A 20,897-nucleotide genomic window follows, 5' to 3' on the forward strand; every position below is an offset into this window, starting at 1 on the left:
CTCCTCCTCCAGGGCGGGCAGCAGCCGCCGCCGGACCCGGACGCGGGCGTAGCGGCCCATGGGCTCCGCCGGCTCCGGGACCGCCACAGACCTCGCCGAGCAGATCAGGGGACTGGGCTGGCACGCGCTGTCGTACGGCGACGGCCTGGCCTTCCCCGGTGACCAGCTGCTCAGGCTTTCGATGGACTTCGCGACCGGCACGGCCGGAGTCCTGTTCGCGATGAGCTCCGCGCTGGGCGACCGGCGGGTGCTCCTCCCCTTTGTCGAGCCGCCCGGCGGCGCGGGTGCCCTGTCCATGGCACTGCCCGCGCATGAATCCGCCGAGCGGCTTTCCCCCCGCGAGCCTTCGAAGGAGGTGTGACAACAGCATGGTACTTCTCGACCTCCAGAACCTGGAAGCCCCCACCGGGGGTGGCGGTGGCGGTGGCGGCAGCTCGCTGACCGTTCTCGGTTGCGAGTCCCACACGCCGAGCAACCTCAGCGTGGCGCTCTGCCACTGATCCTCTTCCCGATCGCCAGAAACGGAGTAACACCATGGTTCTTCTCGACCTTCAGGCTCTCGAGGCTCCGACCGGTGGCGGCCACGGCGGTGGCGGCAGCACGCTGACCGTCCTGGGTTGCGCGTCCCAGACCCCCAGCAACCTGAGCGCCCTGCTCTGCCACTAGTCGTCCACGGATCACCAGGAATCACAAGGAAGAGGTAAGAAAATGGTTCTTCTCGACCTCCAGGCTCTCGAGACCCCCGGCGGCGGCCACGGCGGTGGCGGCGGCAGCTCGCTCACCGTCCTGGGCTGCGAGTCCTACACGCCGAGCAACCTGAGCCTGCTGCTCTGCCACTAGTGACACCCCGTGCCCGGGTCGGCCGATGACGGCGGCCGTCCCGGGCACGGCCCGTTCCCGGGGGCTTCTCCAAGCCCCCACCGGGCGGGCCCAGGACTTTCGAGCGAAGGAGGGACCGGTGCGGACGGCGGACCGGCTGCTCGCCCAGACCGTACGGCGTGGCGGCCCCTGGCTGGGCGTCCTCGCCGTCTCCTCCGTCGCCGGGGCGCTGGCCGAGCTGGCGCTCCCCTACGCGCTGGGCCGGGCGGTGGACGCCCTGGTCGCGGCCGGCCCGGCGGGCGGGGCCTGGACCTGGGCGGGCGTCTGCGCGGCACTCGTGGCCGGGGCGGTCGCCTGCGACGCCCTGGGCGTCTGGGGCTCCGGGGTGAGCGGCGCCCAGGCCACGGCGTGGCTGCGCCTGCGGACGCTGCGGCACGTCCTCGGAGCCGGGCCCGCGCTGACCCGCCGCCTCTCCGAGGGCGATCTCGTCACCCGGATGGGGGTGAACGCGGAGGAGGCCGGGCGGGCCCCGGAGGCGCTCGTCACCGCGGCGGCACTGGTGATCCCCTCGGCGGGCGGCATCGTCGCGCTCGCCCTGATCGACGTCCGGCTGGCCCTGACCCTGGTCGGCGGCCTCGTCCTGATCACGTTCGTGCTGCGGGCGTTCCTGCGGGCCGGCACCTCGATCGCCGGCGGCTACCAGGAGGCGCAGGGCGACATCGCCGCCCGCCTGGTCGACGCGCTGGCCGGGGCCCGGACGATCGCCGCCGCGGGCACCGAGGCGGTGGAGAAGGCCCGGGTGCTGGCCGCGCTGCCCCGGCTGCGCGGGCACGCCATGGACATGTGGCGGGCCAACGCGAGCGCCGGTGTGCGGGCGGGCGCCGTGGTGCCGCTGCTGGAGGTGGCGGTGCTGGCGGTGGGCGGGCTGCGGCTGGCCGACGGCGGGCTGACCGCCGGCGAGCTGTACTCCGCCGCCCGCTACGTCGTGCTCGGCGCCGGCATCGGCTCGGCGCTCGGCCAGGTCGCCCGGCTGGCGCGGGCGCGCGCCGCGGCGGGCCGCATCACGGAGCTGACCGCCGGGACGCCGCGGGCCCACGGGGACAGCCCGCTGCCCGCCGGTCCCGGAACGCTGGAACTGCGCGGCGTGCGTGCCGAGGGGCTCGGCGAGATCGACCTGGTCGTCCCGGGCGGCTGCTCGGTGGCGGTGGTCGGGCGCTCCGGCAGCGGCAAGTCGGTCCTGGCCTCGCTCGCCGGCCGGCTGGCCGACCCCGCCGCCGGGACGGTCCTGCTGGACGGGGTGCCGCTGCCCCGGCTGTCGGCCGGGGCGCTGCGCCGGGCGGCCGGCTACGCCTTCGAACGCCCGGCGCTGGTCGGCGACACCGTCGAGGACGCCGTCGGCCTGGGCCTGGACGAGCCGGACCCGGGAGCGGTGCGCCGGGCCGCGCGGGAGGCGTGCGCCGACGCGTTCGTCCGGCGGCTCCCCCTGGGATACGGCACGCCTCTGGACGACGCCCCGATGTCGGGCGGGGAACGGCAGCGCCTGGGGCTGGCGCGGGCGTTCGCGCACGGGCGGCGGCTGCTCGTCCTGGACGACGCCACCTCCAGCCTCGACACCGTCACCGAGCGGCAGGTCGCCGCGGCGCTGGCCGGGCGGCTCGGCGGCCGTACCCGGCTGGTCGTGACGCACCGCGCCGCGACCGCGGCGGCGGCGGACCGGGTGATCTGGCTGGACGGCGGGCGGGTGCGCGGCTACGACACGCACCTGACGCTGTGGGAGGACCCGGCCTATCGCGCCGTCTTCCAGGTGGACGACCCGCCTCCCGGTTCCGCACCCGTGCGGGGGACGCCGTGAACCGCCCGGTCCGCCGGGCGCTTCGCCGCGACCCGCGCCTGCTCGTCAGGCTCGCCGTGTGGTCGGTGGCGGAGACCGCGCCCGCCCTCGTCGTGGGCCTGGCCGTGGCGCGGGCGATCGACGACGGCTTCGCCGCGGGCCGGCCCGGCACCGGTTTCGCCTGGCTGGCGGTCCTCGCCGCCGCCTGGCTGGTGGGTGCGGCGGGCGCGCGACAGGTCGTGCTGGCCGTCGCCGCGATCGTGGAGCCGTTCCGGGAGGACCTGCTCGGCCACATCGTGGAGGGCGCGCTGGACCGCGCGTCCGCCGCCGGGCACGGGCCGGGCACCGCGGCCGTGGCCCGGTCCAACCTCCAGGTGGAGCTGGCCCGTGACGCCTTCGCCTCGGTCATCACGGTGGTCAGGTCGTTCGCCTTCACCGTGGTGAGCGTGGTGCTGGGGCTGGGCGCGCTGGTCCCCGAGGTGCTGGTCCTGGTGCTGCCGCCGTTCACGGCCGGCGTCGGGCTGTTCCTGCTGTCGCTTCCGGCCATGGCCCGGCGGCAGCGGGAGTTCCTGCTGGCCGACGAGCGCACCGCCGGGTCGCTGGCCGGCGCGGTGGGCGCCCTGCGCGACATCACCGCCTGCGCGGCGGAGGACAGGGTGGCCGCCTCCGTCGGCGCGCGGGTGGCCGAGCAGGCCGCCGCGGGACGGTCGCTGGCCCGGGTGACCGCCCTGCGCACGCTGTCGCTGGCGGTGGGGGGCCGGCTGCCGGTCCTGCTGATCCTGGCCGGCGCCCCCTGGCTGCTGTCGCGGGGCGCCGGGGCCGGGGTGATCCTCGGCGCGCTGGCGTACGTGACGCAGTCGCTGGCCCCGGCGCTGGGCAACCTCGTGCAGGGGCTGGGGATCAGCGGCGTCCGGCTGCGGGTGTCGCTGGACCGCATCCTGCGGCCGGACGCCCCGCCCGGCCCCGTCTCCCCCGTCCTCCCCGCTCCCGCGGCCGTCGCCTCCGAGTGTCCCGCCCTCCCCGCCGGCCCGCCGTCCCCCTCCCCCGGTCCCGCGGCGGCGCCGTACGGTCCCGCCGGGCGGGTCACCGTACGGAACGTCCGCGCCGAGCTGCGCGGGGTCACCTTCGCGTACGGCCCGCACGCCGAGCCGGTCATCTCCGGGCTGGACCTGTCGATCCCCGAGGGCGACCACCTCGCCGTGGTGGGGCCCAGCGGCATCGGCAAGTCGACGCTGGGCGCGCTGCTGGCGGGGGTGCTCCGGCCCGGCGCGGGCCGCGTGGAGGTCGGCGGCGTCCCGGCCGACCGGCTCGACCCGGCCTGCCGGGTGCTGATCCCCCAGGAGGCCTACGTCTTCCGGGGCACGCTGCGGGACAACCTCACCTATCTTTCGCCGGCGTCGCGTGAGGAGCTGGACGCCGCCGCCCGCGCGGTGGGCCTGACCGCGCTGGCGGAACGGCTGGGCGGCTACGACGCCGAGGTGTCCTCCGGCGCGCTGTCCCCGGCCGAGCGGCAGCTCGTCGCCCTGACCCGCGCCCACCTGTCCCCGGCCCGCCTGGTGGTCCTCGACGAGGCGACGTGCCACCTGGATCCGGCGGCGGAGGCCCGCGCGGAGGAGGCGTTCGCCCGCCGCGGCGGCACCCTCGTCGTCATCGCGCACCGGCTGACCTCGGCGACGCGGGCGCGGCGGATCCTCGTCATGGACGGCACCAGCGTGCGGCTCGGCGGGCACGAGGAGCTGCTCGCCGCCTCTCCCCTCTACGCCGACCTGGTCGGCCACTGGAACCCCGCGAAACCACAGGAGATGGTGCCGTGATCTATCCCCCCGCCGAGCGGCAGCCGATCGTCGACCACCCGCACGGGCGCGCGGTGGCCGACCCCTACCGGTGGCTGGAGGACGCCGGCGATCCCCGGACGCGGGAGTGGCTGGCCGCGCAGGAGAGGCTGTGGCGCGGCCACGCGGACGCGCTCGCCGGACGCGCGGCGTGGCACGGGCGGGTGGAGCGACTCATGTCCGCGGGGATGGCGGGACCGCCGCTGTGGCGGGGCGGGCGCCGGTTCTTCCTGCGCCGCGAGGCGGGCCAGGAGCACGCCGTGCTGTACACCGCCGGTCCCGACGGGCCCGAGCGGGCGCTGCTCGACCCGGCGGAGCTCGACCCGTCCGGGCTGACCGTCCTCGACTCCTGGCAGCCCGACCTGGACGGGCGGCTGCTGGCCTACCAGCTCTCCAGGAACGGCGACGAGCGTTCGGAGCTGCGGGTCCTCGACGTCGCCACCGGACGGCCGGTGGACGGTCCGATCGACCGCTGCCGCTACTCGCCGGTGGTCTGGCTGCCCGGCGGGAAGGCGTTCTTCTACGTGCGCTCGCGGCGGGTGTGCCTGCACCTGCTGGGCACCCCCGCCGACGACGACGCGGTGGTCTGCGGCGACGAGCGGTCCTACGGTCTGGGGATGAGCGCCGACGGCCGCTGGCTGACGGTCTCGGCGGCCTCCGGCGGCGGCAACGACCTGTGGCTGGCCGATCTGTCGGCCGGGCCGCCGGAACGCCCCTGCCTGCGGGTGGTCCAGGAGGAGGCGGCCGCGGTGACGGTGCCCGCGGTAGGCCCGGACGGGCGTCTTTACCTGCTGACCACGCTGGACGCCCCGCGGGGCCGGTTGTGCGTCGCCGACCCGGCGCGGCCCGGCGTGACGGGCTGGCGGGAGCTGGTCGGCCCCGACCCGGAGGCGGTGACCGGGGACTTCGCGTTCGCCGGGGAGCCCGGCGCGCCGGTGCTGCTCGTCGGCCGCACCCGGCACGCGATCAGCGAGATCGCCGTGCACGATCCGGCCACCGGCGGGAGGCTGGGCGAGGTGCCGCTGCCCGGCCTCGGCGCGGCCGGGCGGATGTTCACCCGCCCCGAGGGCGGCCCCGAGGTGTGGTTCACCTACACCGACGGCGTCAGGCCGACGAGCGTGCACCGCTACGACACCCGCACCGGGCGGACCACGCCGTGGGCCGCGGCGCCCGGCGCCGTCGAGGTGCCCGGGATCGTCTCCCGCCGGCTCGTCTGCGCCTCGCGGGACGGCACGCCGGTGCGGATGGTGGTGCTCGCCCGGCCCGGCGACGGCCCGCGCCCCGCGGTGCTGTACGGCTACGGCGGGTTCGGCCGGCCGATGACGCCTTCGTACTCGGCGTACATCCTGCCGTGGGTCGAGGCCGGGGGCGTGTTCGTCCTGGCCCAGTTACGCGGCGGCGGCGAGGAGGGCGCGGCCTGGCATCGCGACGGGGCGCTCGACCGCAAGCAGAACGCCGTCGACGACCTCGTGGCGGTGGCCGAGCACCTCGTCGCCGAGGGCTGGACCGCCCCGGACCGGCTGGGCCTGTGCGGCGAGTCCAACGGCGGGCTGGTGGCCGCGGCGGCGCTGACGCAGCGACCCGGCCTGTTCGCCGCCGCGGTCTGCTCGGCCCCGCTGACGGACATGGCCCGCTACGAGCGGTCCGGTCTGGGCCCGTCCTGGCGGTCGGAGTACGGCTCCGCCGACGACCCGGAGCAGCTCGGCTGGCTGCTGGGCTACTCCCCTTACCACCGGGTGCGCGAGGGCGTGGACTACCCGGCGACGCTGCTGGCCGCCTTCGGCGGTGACTCCCGCGTGGACCCCATGCATGCGCGCAAGCTGTGCGCGGCGCTGCAGTGGGCGACCTCGGGGACACGGCCGGTCCTGCTGCGCCACGAGGAGGGCGTCGGGCACGCGGCGCGGTCGGCGAGCCGGTCGGTGGGGCTGGCGGGTGACCTGCTGGCCTTCCTCGCCGAGCACACCGGCCTCCGGCTCGCCCCGGAGCCCGCTCCGGGGCTCGGGGCGGGCGTCGCATCGGAGCCGTTCCCGGGGGTTCCCGGGCCGGTGCCGTACGCGCCGCCGGTCGTGGACGGCGCCGGTCAGGCGCCCTGACCGGGGAGCGCGCCGGGCCGTCCCGGCGTGACCAGGCCGCACTGGTAGGCGAGGACGACGAGCTGGGCGCGGTCGCGGGCCGCCAGCTTGGTCATCGCCCGGCTGACGTGGGTCTTGGCGGTGGCCGGGCTGATCACCATGTGCGCCGCGATCTCGTCGTTGGACAGGCCGTGCGCCACCAGCGCCATCACCTCGCGTTCCCGGTTGGTCAGGACGTCCAGCCCGGTGGCGGAGGTCAGCGGGCGGCGGGCGACGAACTCGCCGATCAGGCGGCGGGTGACGGCCGGGGCGAGCAGCGCGTCGCCCCGCGCCGCGACGTGGACGCCGTGCAGCAGGTCGGCCGGCTCGGTGTCCTTGACCAGGAACCCGGTGGCGCCCGCGCGCAGCGCGTCGAAGACGTACTCGTCGAGGCCGTAGTTGGTGAGGATCACCACGTGCACCCCGGCCAGGGCGGGGTCGGCGGCGATCCGCCGGGTCGTCTCGATGCCGTTCATCACCGGCATCTGCACGTCGACGAGCGCGACGTCGGGCCGGTGCTCGCGGGCCAGGGCGAGGCCGCGCGCGCCGTCCCCCGCCTCGCCGACCACCTGGAGGTCGTCCTCGGCCTCCAGCAGGGCGCGGAACCCCGCGCGGATGAGCGGCTGGTCATCGACCAGGAGCACCCGGATCACGACAGGCCTCCGGCCGGGCACCACTGGGGCATGATCCTCATACCGGACACGGTAGAGCCCCGCCGGCCGCCTTTCATCCGCTCCGGGTCGCGCTGCCGCCGTACTCCCCCGGTGGTATCCGCGGGAGGTTCCCGGCCTTCATCGCTCCCCTTCCTGCGCGGATTCTGCGGGGCGCAGGCGGCTCCGCAGGAAGGCGAGGATCTCGCGGCGTGCGGGCCGGGCGGCCGGGACCAGCCCGGGCATGCTGAGGAAGGCGTGGACGGCCCTCGGGTAAGGGGACAGGCGGGCGTCGACGCCGTCGGCGCGGAGCCGTTCGGCGTATCGGCGTCCCTGGTCGTCCGCGGCGTCCAGTGTGCCGGTGACGACCAGTGCCGGCGGCAGGCCGGCGAGGTTCCCGAATCTCATGGGCGACACGCTCAGCGGGTCGAGGGCGGGTGGAACGCTCAGCCTGCGGGCGGTGCGCCACCTGGACGGTGAGAGCCCGGGGTTGCCGGCGTTCGCGGTGATCGAGGGGTAGTCGGCCATGGTGTCCGACCAGTCCGTGGCCGGGCAGGTCAGCACCTGGGCGTGCAGCGGCGGGCCGTCCTCGCGGGCGCGCAGCGCGATGAGCGCGGCGATCGTGCCGCCGGCGCTCTCGCCGAGGACCGCGACGGCCGCCGGGTCGACGCCCCAATCGGCGGGGTCTTCGAGAATCCGGAGGAGCGTGTCGTAGCCGTCCTCGACCGGCGCGGGCAACGGGTGCTCGGGGGCGAGGCGGTAGCCCACCGACACGACCACCGCCGGGCAGCGGGCCGCGAGGCGGCTGTTGAGCCAGTCGTTCTGCGCGGGGGCGCCCATGATGAAGCCGCCGCCGTGGAAGGAGAGGACCAGCGGCAGCCTCGGAGCCGGGTTCTTCGGACGGTGCACCCGCAGCCTCAGGCGGCGGCCCGGCAGGTCGATCGTGCGTTCCTCGATGCGGGCGCGACGGTCGGGCAGGCCGGTGATGATCCGTGCCGCACGGGATGATCGGACGCGTTCGGCCTTCTCCCTCGCGGCGATCACCTGGTCGTCGGTGAGCGCCTCCCAGTCCAGGATGTCCCTGAGGAGGATGCGGGTGCCGAGCGGGGCCTTGTCTTTCATGATCGTCCTTCTATACGGAGGTTACAGGCGGGCGACGGACGCGAAGAGGTCGATCGGGGCGACGGTGGTCATACGGGGGTTTCCTCCCTTCGGCCGCCGGCCTGCCCGGCCGGTGACGGCGGGCCGGTCCGGCGCGGGAGGGTGAGGGCGACGAGGGCGGCGGCGGCCAAAAGCACGGCGCCGATCGTCATGCCGAGCGCGTACCCGGCGGTGAGGGTCTCGGGCGTCGCGATCCGGCCGGTGCGGTCGTGCGCGACGGTGCCGAGGACGGCCAGTCCGAGCGAGGCGCCGATCTGGCGTGAGCTGTTGAGCAGGCCCGAGGCGGTGCCGGTCTCGTGGGGCGCGACGCCGGCGGTGGCGGTGGAGACGAGCGGCGCGAGGCAGAGCCCGAAGCCGACACTCGTGACGATCGAGGGCCCCAGGACGTCGGTGACGAAGGCGCCGTCCGGGCTGATCAGGCCGAACCAGGCGAAGCCGGTCGCGGTCAGCAGCCCTCCGGCGACCATGAGGGTCCGCGGCGCGAGGCGGTAGCCGAGTTCGACGGCGAGCACGGAGCCGGCGACCACGCCGAGGGCGAACGGCAGGAACTCGATCCCGGCCAGGGCCGGTCCGGTCCCGAGGACGCGTTGCAGGTAGAGGGACATGAAGTAGAAGGACGAGGCCATGGCGGCCCCGACCAAGAGGTTGTAGGCGTTCGCGCGGGAGACCGAGCGGTTGGCGAACAGACCGGGCCGGAGCAGCGGTTCGCGGGCGGTGGTCCGCTCGACGTGGACGAACGCGGCCAGCAGCGCGACGGCGACCGCCAGGGTCATCAGGGTGACGGGCGACGTCCACGGATACCGGTCGGTGCGGACGACGCCGAACACCAGCAGGGTCATGCCCGCGGTGGCGAGGACGGCGCCGGGGACGTCCGGGCGGCCGCCGCGGGCCGGGGGCGGGCCGGCGGCGACGCCGCGCCAGGCCAGGGCCAGCGCGCCCGCGGCCATCGGCATGTTCACGAACATCACCCAGCGCCATCCGGCGTACTCGGTGAGCACGCCGCCGATCAGGACGCCGAGGGCGCCGCCGGCGGCGTTCGTCGCGCTCCACACCCCGAAGGCCCGGACGCGGTCCCTGCCCGACGGGAACGTCGCGGTGAGCAGCGCCAGGGCCGCCGGGGCCAGCGCGGCGGCCCCGACGCCCTGCGCGGCGCGGGCGGCGATCAGGTGACCCGGTTCCTGGGCGAAGCCGCCGGCGAGCGAGGCGAGGCCGAACAGTCCCAGCCCGGACAGCAGGACGCGCCTGCGGCCATACCGGTCGGCGGCCTTTCCGCCCAGGAGGAGCAGCCCGCCGAAGGTGAGCGCGTAGGCGTGGATCACCCAGGTCAGGCCCACCGCGCTGAACCCCAGGCCGGCGGCGATCCGTGGAAGTCCGACGTTCACCACCGACAGGTCCAGCGACACCATGAACTGCACGACGGCCACCGCGGCGAGGGTGACCCCCGGCCGGACGGTCCGTCCTCCCGCGGTTCCCGCGTTTCTCAGCACGGCTCGGCCCTCCCCGTGACCGCGGAACCGCCCGTGCGGGGCCCGGGCGGGAACGGTGACGGCCGGCGGCTCTCCGGGCTCACGTGGCGGAGCCCGCTCTCTGCTCGGATCGTGTGCATGCCGGACATCGTGCTGCCGGGACCGGCCGGTGGTCGTCGTGCCCGGGAAGGCTCATTCACCTGGCACCGGGAGAGACGGGACCGGCCCGGCTACATCCTGGGGAGTAGGGATTCGCTGCGACGCACCGGGGACGACCTCCGGCCCGGCAGATCGTAATCTGCACGGATGAGACCTATGGAGCGGTGGCGGCCGCTCGCCCAGGACGGCGTGCTCGCCGCGGTGATGGCCGCCCTGCTGTCGGCCGTCGTGTTCGGCACGCCGGGCGCGGGCGCGGTGGATCTCGCGACCGCCCTCGCCGGCTCGCTCGCGCTCCTCGCCTGGCGGCGGGCGCCCCTGGTGTCGCTGTTCGCCGGTACGGCCTGCATGCTCGTGCTCACGGCGCGCCTCCAGCCGGGCCCGCCGGCCGCCTTCCCCGTGCTGATCTCGGTGTTCGCCGCGGTCAGGACCGGCCATCGGACGGCCCCGGCGCTGGCGGGCGTGGTCTTCCTCGGTGTGGACCTGGCGGTGCGGCTCCCCGGCGCCGGCGGGCTTGTGCGGATCCTCGAGGACACCTCGCTGCTGGTCGGCTGGTTCGTGGCGGCGGGTGTGGCGGCGACGGTGGCCCGCCACCGGCAGGCGTACCTGGAGGAGGCGGAGCGGCGGGCCGCCGAGGCCGAGCGCACCCGTGAGGAGGTGGCCCGGCGCCGTGCGGGCGAGGAGCGGCTGCGCATCGCCAGGGAGTTGCACGACTCGCTCACCCACAGCATCTCGATCATCAAGGTCCAGGCCGGGGTGGCCGTACACCTGGCGCGCAAGCGCGGCGAGGACGTGCCGCCCGCGCTGCTGGCCATCCAGGAGGCCGGCGGTGACGCCATGCGCGAGCTGCGCGCCGCCCTGGAGGTGCTGCGCGACCCCGGCCGCCCCGGCGATCCGGGCCGTCCCGGCGGTTCCGACGCCTCCGGTGCCGAGGTCGCGCCCAGCGGGCTCGACCGGCTCGGCGACCTGGTGGAGCGGGCCCGCTCGGCCGGGCTGCCGGTGACGGTGTCCGGGACCCGGCGGGAGCTGCCGGCCGAGACGGACCGGGCCGCGTACCGGATCGTCCAGGAGGCGCTCACCAACGTCTCCCGGCACGCCGGCGGGGCGGCCGCGGCGGTGCGCGTCGACTACGCCGACGACGAGCTGGTCGTGCAGGTCGACGACGACGGCGGGGCCGACCCGGCCGCGCCGCCCGTGCCCGGGACGGGCCTGCTCGGCATGCGCGAGCGCGTCGCGGCGCTCGGCGGCCGGCTGCGGGCGGAGCCGCGCGCCGGGGGCGGCTTCACCGTACGCGCCGGGCTTCCCCTCGAAGAGCCCGCACACGCCGAGCCTCGTCTCGGGGAGCCGTCGTGATCCACGGGCGGCTCCGTCAGGAGCGCGGAGGCCCGTCGTGCCCCGGGGGCGGGCCGAGGATCTCGATCGCGTGCCGGGCGGCGGCGTGGCCGAGGGCGACGGGGTCGATCACGGGAGGGCCTGACGGCCGCCCGGTCGCGGGCTCGCCCACCTCCGCGGCGAAGTCCTCGAAGCCCGAGGGCGTGGTGATCTGCAGGGTCCGCAGCGGTTCCCCGGGATCGACGACGAAGCTGTGGGGCAGCCCCACGGGGAGGAGGACGAAGTCGCCGGGCCCGGCGGGCAGGGTCTCGCCCTCGCAGTGGAAGGTCGCGGTGCCCGACAGCACGTAGAACATCTCGTCTTCCCGGAGGTGCCGGTGGAGAGGGGGCGCGAAACCTGGCGGGTTGACGAACTCGACGACCGTGAGGCGGCCGCGGGTCTCGGCGCCCCCGGCCTTGACGGTGGCGAGGCCGCCGAGGAACCGGATCGACGGGCCGTCCCCGGAGGTGCGGACGTAGGGGCGGGCTGCGGAGGTTGGGGTCATGGCCGCCTACTTTTCAACAGACAACGGTATAGTGAATATAACGCTAGTATTCCCGTCATGGTCAAGGACGAGCCGGGGAGGAGGCCGTACCGGTCCTCCGTCCGGGCCGACGGCGCCCGGCGCACCCGCCGGGCGATCGTCACCGCCGCCGGCGAGCTGTTCGTCGCACACGGCTACGTCGCCACCTCGCTGGCCGACGTCGCCGCCGCCGCCGGCGTCGCCCGGCCCACCGTCTTCTCGGCCTTCGGCTCCAAGCCCGCGCTGCTGAAGGAGGTGCTCGACCAGGCCCTCGCCGGGGACGACGCCCCCGTCCCCGTGGCCGAGCGCCCATGGTTCCGCCCGGTCTGGGACGCCGCCACCCCGGCCGCCGTCCTCGACGCGTACGCGCGGGTCTGCGTCCTGATCGGAGGCCGCGCGGCGCCGATCTTCGAGACCGTGCGCCGGGCGGCGGACGCCGCCCCCGAGGTGACCGAACTGTGGCGTGCCCTCCAGGCCAACCGGCGGGCGGGGGCGCGCATGGTGGCCGAGCGGGCGGCGAGCCTCGGCCCGCTGCGCCCGGAGCTCGACTCCGAGCGGGCCGTCGACGTCCTGTGGTTCCTCAACGACCCGGCCCACCACCACGCCATGGTCACCGGGTGCGGCTGGACGCCGGACGCCTTCTGCGGCTGGCTGGCCGGCATGATGCGCGACGCGCTGCTCCCCCGCTGACGCGGACCGCCGGCCCGGCCGGTGTCCCGTCGTTGGCGGATGGACGCTTCCATGATCTCGATGTGATGATGGGCCGCCATGCCGTTCACAACGAAAGACGGGAGAACGATGACCTCTGTTCCGATCAGGACCGCGATCGTCACAGGGGTCAGCCGGCGCGTCGGCATCGGCTACGCCGTCGCCCGTGAGCTGGCCTCCGCGCCGATGAACCTCCTGGCCTGCTCGTGGTCCCCGCACGACGCCGAACAGCCCTGGGGCGCCGACCCGCTGGGCGCGGAGGGGGTCGTCGCGGCGCTGCGGGAGGAGCTGCCCGAGGGCGCCGGAGCGGTGGCGCACCTGGCGGCCGACCTGGCCGACCCCGCGGCGCCCGCCCGGATCGTCGCCGCCGCCCGCGAGCGGTTCGGCCGGGTGGACGTCCTGGTCGCCAACCACGCCCGCAGCTCCGAGGCCGGGCTCGGCGAGCTGACCGCCGAGGAGCTCGACCTGTGCTGGGCGGTCAACGTCCGGGCGACCCTGCTGCTGGTGCAGGAGTTCGCCGCCCAGCCCGACCTGGACGGCGGGCGGATCGTCACCTTCACCTCCGGCCAGCACCTGGAGCCGATGCCCACCGAGCTGCCCTACATCGCCACCAAGGGCGCCGTGCAGCAGCTGACGGCGAGCCTCGCCGCCTCGCTGAGCGTCCGCGACATCACCGTCAACTGCGTGAACCCCGGGCCCGTCGACACGGGATACGCCTCGCCCGAGGACCGGGAGTGGCTGTCCGGCCGGCACCCGCGGGGCCGGTGGGGCACGGCCGAGGAGACCGCCGGGCTGGTGCGGTGGCTGGCCGGTGAGGAGGCCTCCTGGATCACCGGCCAGACGATCGTCAGCGACGGCGGCTGGTCGCTCCGCAACGGGGTGCCGCCCCGCGTCCCCGTCCAGCCGCCGCCTCCGCCCGGCGGCCGGTGAACAAGGAACGGGCGAACGGGCGAGCGGGCGAGCGGGCGAGCGGGCGAGCGGGAACGGTGCGCGGACGGCCGTCGGCGCACCGGCCGAGGGGCGCCCGTCCCCGGGTGGAGCGCTGAACGGGAGAATCCATCCCGGACAGCGCGCCCGCTCCGCCGGGGACGGGGATGTCGGGGCGAGGCCCTACGGTATTGGGCGTGCCAGAGACCGACCAGGAGATCACTCTCGACGCGGCCCTCACCGAGGAGTCCGTGCTGTCGACCTACCGGCGGATGTTCGCCGCGCTCGCCCGCGACAGCGGCGCGGTGGTGGACGACCCGGTGCTGGTCGACATCGCCGAGACGCTGTTCGCGGCGTTCGCCGAGGCCGGTGAGGAGTGGCTCACCCACGAGCAGATGCGCCACGTCTGCCGCGCCTATCCGGTGGAGATGTTCGAGAACCGCCTGCGGGTGCTCAAGGGCCTCGGCGCGATCCGTGAGGTGTTCCCCAAGCCCAACCAGCTCCGCTACCGGGCGTCGTTCACCAGCGTGGTGGGGCTGATGTTCGTCCGGCGGATGATGGCCGACGGCGGCCAGTCGGAGATGCACCGGCTGCTGGCGCTGGAGGACCTCAACGTCGCCGACCCCCGCACGACCATGGAGGAGGCGCGCCTCAGCGCGCGGAACCTGTCGCGGGCCTTCCGGCTGTGGGCGCTGGAGCTGATCACGCTGGTCGGCGGCACCATCGAGGAGCTGCGCGAGCAGGCCCCCAAGCTGTGGGGCACCGAGGAGATCGCCCGCCGGGCGCAGAGCCTGCACGCGACCATCCTGACCCGCTGGCCCGAGCTCGACCGCACCTGCACCGAGCTGCGCGCCGCGATCTACGCCTACAGCGACGCCTCCCGCCGCGCCGCGGGCCGCCTGGCCGACTCGGCCGGCACGACGCGGAACCTCACGCTGCTGCCCGCCGAGACCTGGCGGACGTTCGCGCAGACCGCCGACAGGGAGCGGCTCGCGGCCGTGCTGGACGGCTTCGCCTTCGACGCCCCGGCGCCCTGGCACGACCCGGCGGCGATCGTCCGGGCGGTGGACGAGAGTCCCCGCCCGGCTCCGGCGCAGCCCACTCCCCCGCGTTCGGTCGTGCCCGACCCCGGGCCCGCGGGCACCCACGACGCCGGAACCGGTGACGCCGTCCTCGGCCGCCTGGCCGCCGTCGCCGAGTCGGTCCTCGCCGGACGGCCGTCCGCGCCGTTGGAGGAGGTGCTCGCCGCGGGCGGCGAGTGGGTCCCGGCGCGCCGCCTGCTGGCCGACCTCGTCTCGGCCGACCTGCGCCCGGAGTCGCCCTACCGGCTGCGCTGGTCCGACGGCCTGACCGCGGCCCCTGGCGCGGAACCCGCGTGGCTGTCGCACGGCCGCCTGGAGAGGACGGACATGGGAACGGAGAAGGCTGAGGACGGAGACGGCGCCCGAGCCGGGGCGCGGCCGTCCGGGAAGCACGGACGAGACGCCCGAAGCGGTGCGCGGCCGTCCGGAGGGTTCGGAAAGCCCGGGGAGGACGGACGATGACGCCCGAGCTGACGCACGCGCGTGCCCGGTCCGCCGGGCCGCTGCCGCTGGGCCCCGGCGAGCCCGCCCCGGCCGGCATGCTCCGGGCCGGTCTCGGCGACGGCACGGGTACGGCGCTGCCCGCCTGGCCCGACGGCGCGACGCCGTCGCTGCTGGAGGAGTACCAGGTCGCGCCGACGACGGTGGAACGCTCCGGGGAGACCCGGCGGGTGCTGGCGGCGGCGCTGAGGTGCTGCTGGACCGACCTCGCCGCCGACCCGTGGCCGGGCTCGCCCGCGCCGGTGGACGAGGTGCTTTCCGCCTACCGCGCCCTCATCGGGCGCGGCGACGACCTGATGCGCAACTGGGCCGTCGGCGCGCTGCGCCGCCTGCACGACTCGGCCTGGCTGACGGTGGAGGCCGGCGTGGTACGGCTCGGCCCGCGCTGCGCGTCCTGGCCCGCCGAGTCCCACGCGCAGCTCCGGGAGCTGCTGCGCCGCCTGCCCTCCGGCACGGAGGGCGCCGTCCGGCCCGCCGTGCTCCCGGTCCTCGCCGGGGACGGCGAGGCAGCCCGGGAGGCGACGGACGGCCCGGACGGGGACGCCGGGGAGCCCCGGGAGCCTGAAGAGGTCTCGGCGGGCGGGCAGGTCGCGGCGGCCTCGGAGGTCATCGCCGCCGCGGACCTCGACGCCGACCTGCTGGAGGCGTTCGACGAGCGGCGCAGGGCCGAGATCGTCGCGGCGTTCATGGCGGTCGAGCACGCCGCCGAGCCGGTCCACGAGGCCCGCTTCCCGGCGCTGCGCGACCCGGCGCCGCGCCGTACGGTCGCCGAGATGCTGCGGCGGCGCGGCCGGGTGCTCGTCCAGGGCCGCGAGACGTGGATCTCGGGATACGCCGACGAGGTGGGCGCCGTGGTGAGCGGGGCGGTCGGCGAGGCCGAGCGGGCGGTGCTGACGCTGGTGCTTGTCCACTCGGTGGCGATCCCCCGGGCCGAGGGCGTGCTGCCCGCCGACAGCTGGCTGTCGCCGTTCCCCGCGCCGGTGGAGGAGCTGCGGCGGCACACCCGGCTGCCGGTCGGCGCGCTGGACGCGGCGCTGCGGACGCTGCGCCACGCGGGCCTGGTGACGCAGGTGAAGGCCGGGGAGGAGGCGGGCGGCTATGTCCCCGGCCCGCAGTTCCACCGCCTGACCCCGGCGGCCAGGCGCCGCCTGCAGGAGGAGCTCATCCTGGCCGCGGGGCCGCACACCCCGCTGGCCGCCGCCATTCGGGCGAATCGTCGAGGAAGGGAATACCAGGGGTGACCGGACAGCCGGAGCGGGCGGGACGGGGCGCGAGGGGCCGCCGCGCGGCCGACCGCCCTGTCGAGGACACCGTGGAAAGTACCACGGGAAGCACGGCCGTGAAACCGTCCAGGGCGGCTGAGACGGCGGCGGCGCGGGCGCGCGGCAGTCAGATCGGGCTGGTGCCGGTGGAGGTCAGGCCCGCCGCGCCCGACCACGACGTGGTCGGCGACCGCGTGCTGGTCGCCGTGCAGGCGGTCAACATCTCGCGGCTGTCGACCCACCCGGTGCCGGTCGTGCCCGGCACGCTGATCGTGGTGGCCGGGGCGGGCCCGAAGGACTCCAACGGCGCGGGCAAGTCGTCGTTCATCGCGATGATCACCGCGTTGCTCGGTGACGAGCAGTGGCGTTTCGCCTCCGGCGCCAAGGCGGTGGCGGAGCTGCTGTTCAACGCCGAGCTGGCGGCGGGCGGCGGCGCCGGGACGTGGGCCAGCGCCGACCACGGCTACATCGTGGGCGTCTTCGCCCCGCCCGGCTCGGTGGACGACGCGGTCACGGTGTGGCTGCGGGTCAACCAGGAGGCACCGCACCTGGAGATCCGGGTGACCCCGGGCATCAGGCTCGCCGCGGCGCCCTCGGAGGCGGAGCGGGTGGCGCTGGCCGACGAGGTGTGGGCGTCGCTGCCGCGCTCGGCGGGCCGCCGCGACGTGGTGGCGCGCGACCTGACGCGGTTCCTGTACGGCGACCGCGTCAGATGCGTGTCGTTCCTGTCCACCTCGGTGCGCAGCAAGGTCGCCACGAACCTGCTGTCGCAACCGCTGAACGAGATCTCCCCGGAGCGGGTGTTCGAGGCGATCGCCGCGCTGACCGGCCTGGACGCCGAACTGGACCAGGAGCGGGAGGCGCGGCGCGACGAGCACGCCAGGCGGGTGCGGGCGACGCGGGCCGCGGAGCTGCTGACGGACTTCGAGGAGGAGTCCCGGGCGCTGCTCACGACCTTCGACCGGCGTGACCGGGCGCGGGTCCGGCTGGCCGGGGCGATGCGTTCCTGGCGGGGGCGACTGGCGCGCAGGCTCGCCGACGCGGCCCGCCGGGACGAGGCGCTCGCCGCCGAGCTGGAGCGGCTGCGCGAGGCGGGCGGCCGCGCGGCCGAGGCGATCGAGACGGTGAAGGCGGAGATCGCCACGCTCCGGGACGACTCGCTGGAGCGCTCCCTGGCCGGGGCCCGCCGGGAGCTGGCCGCGTTGCAGGCCCGCGCGGCCAAGCTGGACGCCGACCGGGCGGTGGCGGAGAACGCCGCCGACGAGCTGCGCGCCCGCGTCCCCGGGCTGGAGGAGCAGCGGCGGCTGGCCGACGGCCGCGACGTGGCGGCGGCGGAGACCGAGCTGGAGCGGGCCAGGGTCGTCCTCAACGAGGCGCTGAAGGCGCTGGGCGTGGCCGACCGCGAGGTGGACGAGGCGAAGGCCGCGCTGGACGACGCCGAGGGCGGCCCGGCGGCGGCGCAGCTCGACGCGCTCGCCGCGGCCGGGCTCCGGGCGACCGGTCTGCTCGACGCGGTCGACGTCGCCGAGCAGGCCCGCGACGAGGAGGCCGCGGCGGACCACGCCGGCGGGGCTCTGCTGGCCGCCCGGGGCTGGCCGCAGGAGCACGCGGTGATCGTGGACGCCGCCGACCTCCCCGAGGCGACGCGGACGCTGGCCGCACTGCCCGGGTCGGTGCTGGTCAGCGCGGCCGGCATCACGGTCGTCGGGTCGTTCGAGGCGGTCGCCACCGGCCGTGAGGCCCGGATCAAGGCCGCCGAGCAGCGGCTGCACCGGGCGCGGGACGTCCAGGAGGCCGCCGCCGAGGTCGTACGGACCGCCGAGGACGGCATGGCGGAGGCCGCCCGGCGGCTGGAGGGGGCTCGCGCCGCGGTACGGCTGGCCGACGTCGAGCGGCGGCTCGCCGAGCGGCGCGAGGTCCTCACCGGGCTCGTCGCGGCCCTGGCCGAGGCCGCGCCGCGGGTGGCGGAGGCTGAGCGGGAGGTCGCCGCGCTCGACTTCCGGGCCCGCACCAGGAGCATGGAGATCGAACGCCTCGAGGGCCGCCGGGCGCGGCACGAGACCGAGCGCGACCAGGCCGCCGAGCAGGCGGCGAAGGTGCAGTCCGACCGCGACGCGCTCGCGCTGGACGCGATGGCCGTCGACTGGGGCGGCACGGTCGCCGGGGCCGGCGAGTGGCTGGAGGCGCTGGGCGAGGACGAGCGCCCGCTGACGGCCGAGGAGTGGTGGCGGGCGGCCGAACGCCACCTCGACGAGGCGCTGCGTGACACCTTCCCCGGCGAGGACGAGGAGATGCCCGAGGAGCTGCGGTTCCTGATCAGGGAGCGGACCGAGCCCGGGGCCGGGCGCACCGCGCGTGAGCAGGCCACGTTCCCCGGCGTCTGCGCGGCCCTGGCGTCCTACCTCCGCGGTCAGGAGGAGTACGAGCGCCACCAGCGCCGCCAGATCGAGACCCAGCTGGAGACCCGCCGCCGCGACCTGTCCGCCGCCGCCAAGGGGGCGGAGGAGGCGGCGCAGTCCACCGCCGTGCACCGGGCCGCGCTGACCGCGGCCGTCAAGGCGCGGCTGACGCGGGTCGCCGAGGAGTTCGAACGGCTCGACCTGGCCTACGGCGGCTACGGCGCGACGCTGGACTTCCCGGTGCCGCCCGCGCCCGCCGACCCCGAGCAGCGCTGGGCGTGGCGGGTGACGCCCAGGTGGCGGCGCGGCGAGGGGCAGGGCTACGTGCCGTACAACCGGCGGGCCAACACCGCGCTGATGGACGAGAAGGCGGTGAAGCTGGTCTGCGCGGCGGCGATCGCCTCCTCCGGCGGCGGCCACCTGTGCCTGGTCCTGGACGAGCTGGGCCGCAACCTCGGCAAGGAGCATCGCAGGGAGGCCGTGGCGCTGTTCCGCCGGATCGGCGAGACGTACGGGATCACGGTGATCGGCGCGCTGCAGGACGACATGGAGCCCTACGCGGTCGACGCCTGCGGCCAGTACGTCAAGCTGCGCCGGTCCTCCGACGCGATGCCGTACAACGAGCCGCCGGTGGTCATCGGTCACGACCGTCACGCCGAGCGGGTGCGTGCGCTGTCGGCGGCGGTGAGCAGATAGCCTCTGCGCAGGTTCTATTTCGGAAGTATCGGGGGAAACGGTGTCGTCGACACCGCTGGAGCAGGCACCTCCGCGGCGTGACCTGTACCTGACCATGGCTCTGGCGCTGCGCGTGGGCGAGCTGCTGCTCGGCAGCGGCGAGTCCAACGAGACGGTCTCCGGCGCCATGCGCCGGATCACCGACGCGTACGGCGTGCCGCACAGCGAGGCCGACGTCAACCTGTCGGCCATCACGCTGTCGCACGTCCCGGCGGACGGCGGCGTGCCGGTCACCGTCGAGCGGCGGGTCCGCCGCCGGCTGCCCGACTACGACCGGCTGATCGCGGTGCACGCCCTGGTCTCCGAGGCCGCCGCGGGAGAGCTGCCGCTGGAGGAGGCGGAGGCGCGGCTGCGGCGGATCACCCGGCGGGTGCGGGTGTACCCGGACTGGTTCCTGGTGACGGCGGTCGCGGCGGTGGCCGCCTCGGCGAGCATCCTGGTCGGCGGTGGCGCGAGGGTCGCGCTCGCCGCGTTCGCCGCCACCGTGCTGGGCGACCGGGCCAGCGCGTGGCTGGCGGGCCGGGGCGTGGCCGAGTTCTTCCAGATCGCGGTGGCGGCCATGCTGGGCTCGCTGGCCGCGGTGCTGCTGATCGCGCTCGGCGTGCAGGTGCGGGCCGAGGCGGTGGTGGTCGGCGCGGTCGTCGCGCTGCTGCCGGGACGGCTGATGGTGGCCTGCGTGCAGGACGGCATCGCCGGCGAGTACGTCACGGCGACGGGCCGGCTGTTCGAGGTCTTCTTCATCCTCACCGCGGTCGTCTCCGGGATCGGCGTCACCCTGTACACCGCGGTCCGCCTGGGCGTGCCGCTGAGCGTGGAGGACGTGCCGGCCGCGCCGCTGCTGCTGGAGCCGGCGCAGCTGCTGGGATCGGCCGGGGTGACGCTGTCGTTCGCGGTCGCGCTGCTCGTGCCGCCCCGGCACCTGGTGGCCGCGGTGATCGGCGGCACGCTGGCGTGGGTGGTCTTCGTGCTGCTGTGCGGCTGGGACGTCCCGGTCGTGCTGGCGACGGCCGTCGCCGCGGCGGCCGTGGGCCTGTTCGGCGCGGCGTACGCCAGGACGGCCCGGGTGCCGTCGCTGGTGGTCACGGTTCCGGCGATCGGCACACTGCTGCCGGGAACGGCCCTGTACCGCGGCATGCTGGAGGCCAACCTCGGCCACGCCGACGCGGGAATGTCCAGCCTGCTGCAGGCCCTGTCGACCGCCCTGGCCCTGGGCGCCGGGGTCATGCTCGGCGCGGAGGTCGTGCGGGCGGCCACCGGGTCCGACCTGGCCCGGCGGGTACGGCCGGCCGCCCGGCGGGCACGCAGGCCGTTCATCCCGCGCCCGGCGGCCCGCCGCACCCGCGGCTCCTGACCGCGTCGGCCC

General features: G+C 76.1%; 18 protein-coding genes. 14 read left to right on the plus strand and 4 right to left on the minus strand.

What is annotated here, in order from left to right:
- The first annotated feature begins 58 nt into the window (after positions 1–58).
- The 7 genes from AB0D67_RS03430 (at position 59) to AB0D67_RS03460 (ending at position 6,575) form a co-directional block, all read left to right on the plus strand.
- Positions 59–361: a hypothetical protein gene (locus tag AB0D67_RS03430; protein ID WP_362929409.1), complete on the plus strand. Its 303-nt coding sequence runs from the start codon at positions 59–61 to the stop codon at positions 359–361.
- A gap of 7 nt (positions 362–368) precedes the next feature.
- Positions 369–500, plus strand: coding sequence for a SapB/AmfS family lanthipeptide (locus tag AB0D67_RS03435; protein ID WP_362929411.1), 132 nt, complete (start codon positions 369–371; stop codon positions 498–500).
- Between the two features lie 34 nt (positions 501–534).
- Positions 535–666, plus strand: coding sequence for a SapB/AmfS family lanthipeptide (locus AB0D67_RS03440; protein ID WP_362929413.1), 132 nt, complete (start codon positions 535–537; stop codon positions 664–666).
- A gap of 42 nt (positions 667–708) precedes the next feature.
- Complete coding sequence (locus tag AB0D67_RS03445; RefSeq protein ID WP_362929415.1) at positions 709–840, plus strand: SapB/AmfS family lanthipeptide; 132 nt, start codon at positions 709–711, stop codon at positions 838–840.
- A 118-nt stretch (positions 841–958) separates the two neighbouring features.
- On the plus strand, positions 959–2,671 hold the full coding sequence (locus AB0D67_RS03450; RefSeq protein ID WP_362929417.1) for an ABC transporter ATP-binding protein: 1,713 nt from the start codon (positions 959–961) through the stop codon (positions 2,669–2,671).
- Positions 2,668–4,464: an ABC transporter ATP-binding protein gene (locus tag AB0D67_RS03455; RefSeq protein ID WP_362929419.1), complete on the plus strand. Its 1,797-nt coding sequence runs from the start codon at positions 2,668–2,670 to the stop codon at positions 4,462–4,464. Before AB0D67_RS03450 ends, AB0D67_RS03455 begins: the two co-directional genes overlap by 4 nt.
- On the plus strand, positions 4,461–6,575 hold the full coding sequence (locus tag AB0D67_RS03460) for a prolyl oligopeptidase family serine peptidase (protein WP_362929421.1): 2,115 nt from the start codon (positions 4,461–4,463) through the stop codon (positions 6,573–6,575). The genes AB0D67_RS03455 and AB0D67_RS03460 overlap by 4 nt, the downstream gene beginning before the upstream one ends.
- Here AB0D67_RS03460 and AB0D67_RS03465 read toward each other — a convergent pair.
- From AB0D67_RS03465 to AB0D67_RS03475, 3 genes are all read right to left on the minus strand, one after another.
- Complete coding sequence (locus tag AB0D67_RS03465) at positions 6,563–7,246, minus strand: response regulator transcription factor (protein WP_362929423.1); 684 nt, start codon at positions 7,244–7,246, stop codon at positions 6,563–6,565. The two genes, AB0D67_RS03460 and AB0D67_RS03465, sit on opposite strands and share 13 nt — an antisense overlap.
- A gap of 138 nt (positions 7,247–7,384) precedes the next feature.
- Positions 7,385–8,365: an alpha/beta hydrolase gene (locus AB0D67_RS03470; protein WP_362929425.1), complete on the minus strand. Its 981-nt coding sequence runs from the start codon at positions 8,363–8,365 to the stop codon at positions 7,385–7,387.
- Positions 8,366–8,433: 68 nt separating this feature from the next.
- Positions 8,434–9,891 (minus strand): MFS transporter, encoded by a 1,458-nt coding sequence (locus tag AB0D67_RS03475; protein WP_362929427.1) that lies wholly within the window; start codon positions 9,889–9,891, stop codon positions 8,434–8,436.
- 285 nt (positions 9,892–10,176) lie between these two features.
- On the opposite strand from AB0D67_RS03475, the gene AB0D67_RS03480 reads away from it, so the two are divergent.
- Positions 10,177–11,379, plus strand: a complete 1,203-nt coding sequence (locus AB0D67_RS03480) for a histidine kinase (protein WP_362929429.1) — start codon at positions 10,177–10,179, stop codon at positions 11,377–11,379.
- Between the two features lie 16 nt (positions 11,380–11,395).
- On the opposite strand, the gene AB0D67_RS03485 is transcribed toward AB0D67_RS03480, so the two are convergent.
- Positions 11,396–11,902 (minus strand): cupin domain-containing protein, encoded by a 507-nt coding sequence (locus tag AB0D67_RS03485; RefSeq protein WP_362929431.1) that lies wholly within the window; start codon positions 11,900–11,902, stop codon positions 11,396–11,398.
- Positions 11,903–11,959: 57 nt separating this feature from the next.
- On the opposite strand from AB0D67_RS03485, the gene AB0D67_RS03490 reads away from it, so the two are divergent.
- The 6 genes from AB0D67_RS03490 (at position 11,960) to AB0D67_RS03515 (ending at position 20,885) form a co-directional block, all read left to right on the plus strand.
- Complete coding sequence (locus AB0D67_RS03490; protein WP_362929433.1) at positions 11,960–12,610, plus strand: TetR/AcrR family transcriptional regulator; 651 nt, start codon at positions 11,960–11,962, stop codon at positions 12,608–12,610.
- A gap of 108 nt (positions 12,611–12,718) precedes the next feature.
- Complete coding sequence (locus AB0D67_RS03495; protein ID WP_362929435.1) at positions 12,719–13,558, plus strand: SDR family oxidoreductase; 840 nt, start codon at positions 12,719–12,721, stop codon at positions 13,556–13,558.
- 194 nt (positions 13,559–13,752) lie between these two features.
- Complete coding sequence (locus AB0D67_RS03500) at positions 13,753–15,099, plus strand: hypothetical protein (protein ID WP_362929437.1); 1,347 nt, start codon at positions 13,753–13,755, stop codon at positions 15,097–15,099.
- Positions 15,096–16,379, plus strand: a complete 1,284-nt coding sequence (locus AB0D67_RS03505; protein WP_362929439.1) for a helix-turn-helix domain-containing protein — start codon at positions 15,096–15,098, stop codon at positions 16,377–16,379. The genes AB0D67_RS03500 and AB0D67_RS03505 overlap by 4 nt, the downstream gene beginning before the upstream one ends.
- Before the next feature lie 98 nt (positions 16,380–16,477).
- Entirely contained in the window at positions 16,478–19,495 is a 3,018-nt protein-coding gene (locus tag AB0D67_RS03510) for a chromosome partitioning protein ParA (RefSeq protein WP_362929441.1), read from the plus strand.
- A 40-nt stretch (positions 19,496–19,535) separates the two neighbouring features.
- Positions 19,536–20,885, plus strand: a complete 1,350-nt coding sequence (locus AB0D67_RS03515; RefSeq protein WP_362929443.1) for a threonine/serine exporter family protein — start codon at positions 19,536–19,538, stop codon at positions 20,883–20,885.
- Positions 20,886–20,897 lie beyond the last annotated feature (12 nt).

This window comes from Streptosporangium sp. NPDC048047, assembly GCF_040653115.1.
GTDB lineage: Bacteria > Actinomycetota > Actinomycetes > Streptosporangiales > Streptosporangiaceae > Streptosporangium.

Excerpts from the sequence above, each read along its gene's own strand:
- AB0D67_RS03505 (WP_362929439.1), top strand. The coding sequence starts at position 15,096 with ATGACGCCCGAGCTGACGCACGCGCGTGCCCGGTCCGCCGGGCCGCTG.
- AB0D67_RS03430 (WP_362929409.1), top strand. The coding sequence starts at position 59 with ATGGGCTCCGCCGGCTCCGGGACCGCCACAGACCTCGCCGAGCAGATC.
- AB0D67_RS03480 (WP_362929429.1), top strand. The coding sequence starts at position 10,177 with ATGAGACCTATGGAGCGGTGGCGGCCGCTCGCCCAGGACGGCGTGCTC.
- AB0D67_RS03445 (WP_362929415.1), top strand. The coding sequence starts at position 709 with ATGGTTCTTCTCGACCTCCAGGCTCTCGAGACCCCCGGCGGCGGCCAC.
- AB0D67_RS03470 (WP_362929425.1), bottom strand. The coding sequence starts at position 8,365 with ATGAAAGACAAGGCCCCGCTCGGCACCCGCATCCTCCTCAGGGACATC.
- AB0D67_RS03440 (WP_362929413.1), top strand. The coding sequence starts at position 535 with ATGGTTCTTCTCGACCTTCAGGCTCTCGAGGCTCCGACCGGTGGCGGC.
- AB0D67_RS03485 (WP_362929431.1), bottom strand. The coding sequence starts at position 11,902 with ATGACCCCAACCTCCGCAGCCCGCCCCTACGTCCGCACCTCCGGGGAC.
- AB0D67_RS03495 (WP_362929435.1), top strand. The coding sequence starts at position 12,719 with ATGACCTCTGTTCCGATCAGGACCGCGATCGTCACAGGGGTCAGCCGG.
- AB0D67_RS03490 (WP_362929433.1), top strand. The coding sequence starts at position 11,960 with ATGGTCAAGGACGAGCCGGGGAGGAGGCCGTACCGGTCCTCCGTCCGG.
- AB0D67_RS03435 (WP_362929411.1), top strand. The coding sequence starts at position 369 with ATGGTACTTCTCGACCTCCAGAACCTGGAAGCCCCCACCGGGGGTGGC.